Below are 5,450 nucleotides of genomic sequence, written 5' to 3' on the forward strand. Positions count from 1 at the left end.
AAAAACCCTTGACATGAAAGATGTTCGGTGCTATAATACGCGTCCACAAACACAGAGACCTAGGCTGAGTTAGCCCAGAGAGTGAGAGTGAATGATCTTTGACAACCAAATATAAGTAAACAAATCAACGTCTATTTGAGTTTTAATTTTACCAATTTTTAAAAAATTGGGAATAAAGATTAAGCTTGATTAGAAATAGTTAAGTGATTCTTTGACAATGGTTCAAACCATTTCATTTTTAATGGAGAGTTTGATCCTGGCTCAGAGTGAACGCTGGCGGCGTGCTTAACACATGCAAGTCGAACGAGAACGGGACATAGCTTGCTATGTTTGTCAGCTAAGTGGCGGACGGGTGAGTAATGTATAGCTAATGTGCCCCTTGGAGGGGGATAACAGTTGGAAACGACTGCTAATACCCCATATTCCTTCTATGTTAATCATAGTTGGGAAATGTTTTTTCGCCAAGGGATCGGGCTATATGGTATCAGCTAGTTGGTGAGGTAATGGCTCACCAAGGCAATGACGCCTAGCTGGTCTGAGAGGATGATCAGCCACACTGGAACTGAGACACGGTCCAGACTCCTACGGGAGGCAGCAGTGGGGAATATTGCACAATGGAGGAAACTCTGATGCAGCAACGCCGCGTGGAGGATGACGCATTTCGGTGTGTAAACTCCTTTTATATAGGAAGATAATGACGGTACTATATGAATAAGCACCGGCTAACTCCGTGCCAGCAGCCGCGGTAATACGGAGGGTGCAAGCGTTACTCGGAATCACTGGGCGTAAAGCGCGCGCAGGCGGGCTAATAAGTTGGATGTGAAAGCCTACGGCTCAACCGTAGAACTGCATCCAAAACTGTTAGTCTAGAGTGTGGGAGAGGAAGATGGAATTAGTTGTGTAGGGGTAAAATCCGTAGAGATAACTAGGAATACCAAAAGCGAAGGCAATCTTCTGGAACATTACTGACGCTGAGGCGCGAAAGCGTGGGGAGCAAACAGGATTAGATACCCTGGTAGTCCACGCCCTAAACGATGAATGTTAGTCGTCGGGTAGCTAGTCTATTCGGTGATGCAGCTAACGCATTAAACATTCCGCCTGGGGAGTACGGTCGCAAGATTAAAACTCAAAGGAATAGACGGGGACCCGCACAAGTGGTGGAGCATGTGGTTTAATTCGAAGATACGCGAAGAACCTTACCTAGCCTTGACATATTTAAGAACACTTTAGAGATAGAGTGGTGCCTTCGGGAGCTTTTATACAGGTGCTGCACGGCTGTCGTCAGCTCGTGTCGTGAGATGTTGGGTTAAGTCCCGCAACGAGCGCAACCCTCGTCACTAGTTACTAACGGTTCGGCCGAGGACTCTAGTGAGACTGCCTTCGCAAGGAGGAGGAAGGTGAGGACGACGTCAAGTCATCATGGCCCTTACGGCTAGGGCAACACACGTGCTACAATGGCCAGGACAATGAGAGGCGATACCGCGAGGTGGAGCAAATCTATAAACCTGGTCTCAGTTCGGATTGTAGTCTGCAACTCGACTACATGAAGCTGGAATCACTAGTAATCGTAGATCAGCTATGCTACGGTGAATACGTTCCCGGGTCTTGTACTCACCGCCCGTCACACCATGGGAGTTGATTTCACCCGAAGCGGGGAAGCTAAACTGGCTACCCTCCACGGTGGAATCAGCGACTGGGGTGAAGTCGTAACAAGGTAACCGTAGGAGAACCTGCGGTTGGATCACCTCCTTTCAGAGTATAGATGATATTTCCTCACAGAGTATCATCACAAACACAAAAGACTTGGTTTGTTTTATGTTCGATCATAACTTATGTTTGGTTGTCAAAGATTATTAGGATCTTTGACGTAACAACCTGGGGAATTAGCTCAGCTGGGAGAGCGCCTGCTTTGCACGCAGGAGGTCATCGGTTCGATCCCGTTATTCTCCACCATTTCTGAAAAGAGATGCTGGAATGGAAAACTTAATAGAAGTATTCAGATGAATGTTTCTATTAGGTTTTACACCTAAATGTTATTTAACTTATTATTGTTAAGAGTCTAACGTAATGTTGCATGATATGAACTTGTTCATAACATACAAAAAAATTACAATTTAACATAAAAAGTATTATTAACAGCAATGTTTTTAATATCTTTCATGTGCAAGAAACTCAATAAATTAGAAGTGTAAGAACTTCAAACTTATTAAACAACTAAACCATAATCAGAGCGATCTGAAAATGACTTATTTGCATTTAATAAGGTAGTACCTTAGAATTAAGAAAATTAATCTAAGGGCAGATGGTGGATGCCTAGACCAGAAGAGGCGATGAAGGACGTACTAGGCTGCGATAAGCCAGGGGGAGCTGCCAAGAAGCTTTGATCCCTGGATTTCCGAATGGGGCAACCCGGCATGTAGTGATGCATGTCACCTTTCGAGGAGCGAACGTGGGGAAGTGAAACATCTCAGTACCCACAGGAAAAGAAATCAACCGAGATTCCCTTAGTAGCGGCGAGCGAAAAGGGAGTAGCCCTAAAATCTTTGAGGTGTTAGTAGAATGAGCTGGAATGCTCGACCGTAGAGGGTGAAAGTCCCGTATACGAAAACTAATCATAGACTATTCGAGTAGGTCGGGACACGTGAAACCCTGACTGAATATGGGAGGACCACCTTCCAAGGCTAAATACTACTTCAGGATCGATAGTGAACCAGTACCGTGAGGGAAAGGTGAAAAGAACCGCAGTGAGCGGAGTGAAATAGAACCTGAAACCATCTGCCTACAATCATTCAGAGCCCTATGTTTTATACAGGGTGATGGACTGCCTTTTGCATAATGAGCCTGCGAGTTATGGTGACTAGCAAGGTTAAACAAACGTGAAGCCGTAGCGAAAGCGAGTCTTAATAGGGCGATAGTTAGTTGCTGTAGACCCGAAACTAAGTGATCTATCCATGGGCAGGTTGAAGCTGGTGTAAGAGCTAGTGGAGGACCGAACGGGTGGAGGTTTAAAACTCCTCCGATGACCTGTGGATAGGGGTGAAAGGCCAATCAAACTTAGTGATAGCTGGTTCTCTCCGAAATATATTTAGGTATAGCGTCATGTTCGAAACATGAGGGGGTAGAGCACTGATTGGGCTAGGGCCTATACCAAGGTACCAAACCCAGTCAAACTCCGAATACCTCATGTGAATTCATGGCAGTCAGGTGGTGGGTGATAAAATCCATCATCGAGAGGGAAACAGCCCAGACTACCAGCTAAGGTCCCAAAGTTCTATTTAAGTGGAAAAGGATGTGGAGTTGCTTAGACAACCAGGAGGTTGGCTTAGAAGCAGCCATCCTTTAAAGAAAGCGTAACAGCTCACTGGTCTAGCGATTCTGCGCCGAAAATATAACGGGGCTAAAATAGACACCGAAGCTGTAGATTTGATATTTATATCAAGTGGTAGGAGAGCGTTCTAGTCAGCATTGAAGCCATACCGGTAAGGAGTGGTGGAGCGGCTAGAAGTGAGCATGCAGGCATGAGTAGCGAGAAAACAGGTGAGAATCCTGTTCGCCGTAAACCCAAGGGTTCCTACACTATGCTCGTCATTGTAGGGTTAGTCGGGTCCTAAGCTGAGTCCGAAAGGGGTAAGCGATGGCAAATTGGTTAATATTCCAATACCAACTAATAGTTTAGTACGAAGGGGGGACGCATAGGGTTAAACGAGGTCACTGATGGAATAGTGGCTCGAAGGGTGTAGATAAGCTGGATAGGAAAATCCGCCGGCTGTTTTCGAGACCTGACAGGCTGATGACGCGCTTCGGCGTTGATTCAGAATCGTTGATACCGTCGTGCCAAGAAAAGCCTCTAAGTGTATTATTAGTTGCCCGTACCGTAAACCGACACAGGTGGGTGAGATGAGTATTCTAAGGCGCGTGGAAGAACCCTGGTTAAGGAACTCTGCAAACTAGCACCGTAACTTCGGAATAAGGTGTGCCTACTTCTGTATATGGACTTGCTCCAGAAAGCGGAAGAGGTTGCAACAAAGAGTCCCTCCCGACTGTTTATCAAAAACACAGCACTTTGCTAACTCGTAAGAGGATGTATAAGGTGTGACGCCTGCCCGGTGCTTGAAGGTTAATTGATGGGGTTAGCGATTCGTCGCGAAGCTCTTGATCGAAGCCCAAGTAAACGGCGGCCGTAACTATAACGGTCCTAAGGTAGCGAAATTCCTTGTCGGTTAAATACCGACCTGCATGAATGGCGTAACGAGATGGGAGCTGTCTCAACCAGGGATCCAGTGAAATTGTAGTGGAGGTGAAAATTCCTCCTACCCGCGGCAAGACGGAAAGACCCCGTGCACCTTTACTATAGCTTGACACTGCAATTGGGATATATTTGTGCAGGATAGGTGGGAGGCTTTGATTCTACGGCGCCAGCTGTAGATGAGCCATCCTTGAGATACCACCCTTATATATTCTGATTGCTAACTTGCGGCAATTATCTTGTCGGAGGACAATGTCTGGTGGGTAGTTTGACTGGGGCGGTCGCCTCCTAAAAAGTAACGGAGGCTTACAAAGGTTGGCTCAGATGGGTTGGAAATCCATCGTAGAGTATAATGGTACAAGCCAGCTTAACTGCGAGACGTACATGTCGAGCAGAGACGAAAGTCGGTCATAGTGATCCGGTGGTTCTGTGTGGAAGGGCCATCGCTCAAAGGATAAAAGGTACGCCGGGGATAACAGGCTGATCTCCCCCAAGAGCTCACATCGACGGGGAGGTTTGGCACCTCGATGTCGGCTCATCGCATCCTGGGGCTGAAGCAGGTCCCAAGGGTATGGCTGTTCGCCATTTAAAGCGGTACGCGAGCTGGGTTCAGAACGTCGTGAGACAGTTCGGTCCCTATCTGCCGTGGGCGTTGGATGATTGAGGAGAGTTGCCCCTAGTACGAGAGGACCGGGGTGAACGAACCACTGGTGTACCAGTTGTCCTGCCAAGGGCATCGCTGGGTAGCTATGTTCGGATGTGATAACCGCTGAAAGCATCTAAGCGGGAAGCCAACTCCAAGATGAATCATCCCTGAAGATCCGCAGAAGACTACTGCGTTGATAGGCTGGGTGTGTAAGTGATGAAAGTCATTTAGCTGACCAGTACTAATAGATCGTTTGTATTTACTTTATTCTTCAAATAGGTACTACCTTATTAAGTGCAAGCTTAATAGTGAGTATGCAATTGTAATGAAACATTATGTCTAGACTCTTAACAATACTAAGTTACTCAAAGCTTACGAGCTGAGAGAAACATGAACACATCGGTGTTTATCTTTCTCTTAGTGGTGGGGCTAGAGGGAGGGTCATACCCAGCTCCATTCCGAACCTGGAAGTCAAGCCTCCCATCGCCGATAATACTGCAGGCTACGTCTGTGGAAATGTAGGTCGCTGCCACTTTGAGTTTTATAGCACTCCTTCAA

Annotated in this window: 1 tRNA gene and 3 rRNA genes; all 4 read left to right on the forward strand. The window is 46.6% G+C overall.

Annotation, left to right across the window (positions count from 1 at the left end):
* The first annotated feature begins 238 nt into the window (after nucleotides 1-238).
* The 4 genes from LDM98_RS11715 (at nucleotide 239) to rrf (ending at nucleotide 5,427) form a co-directional block, all read left to right on the forward strand.
* Nucleotides 239-1,752 (forward strand): 16S ribosomal RNA (locus LDM98_RS11715).
* 125 nt (nucleotides 1,753-1,877) lie between these two features.
* A tRNA-Ala gene (locus LDM98_RS11720) sits at nucleotides 1,878-1,953 on the forward strand.
* Between the two features lie 328 nt (nucleotides 1,954-2,281).
* Nucleotides 2,282-5,158: ribosomal RNA gene (locus LDM98_RS11725) — 23S ribosomal RNA — on the forward strand.
* Nucleotides 5,159-5,311: 153 nt separating this feature from the next.
* Nucleotides 5,312-5,427 (forward strand): 5S ribosomal RNA (rrf, locus tag LDM98_RS11730).
* Together the 16S, 23S and 5S rRNA genes with 1 tRNA gene alongside form the textbook arrangement of a ribosomal RNA operon.
* Nucleotides 5,428-5,450: the final 23 nt, after the last annotated feature.

Origin of the sequence: Sulfurovum sp. TSL1, assembly GCF_019972135.1 — a bacterium.
GTDB lineage: Bacteria > Campylobacterota > Campylobacteria > Campylobacterales > Sulfurovaceae > Sulfurovum.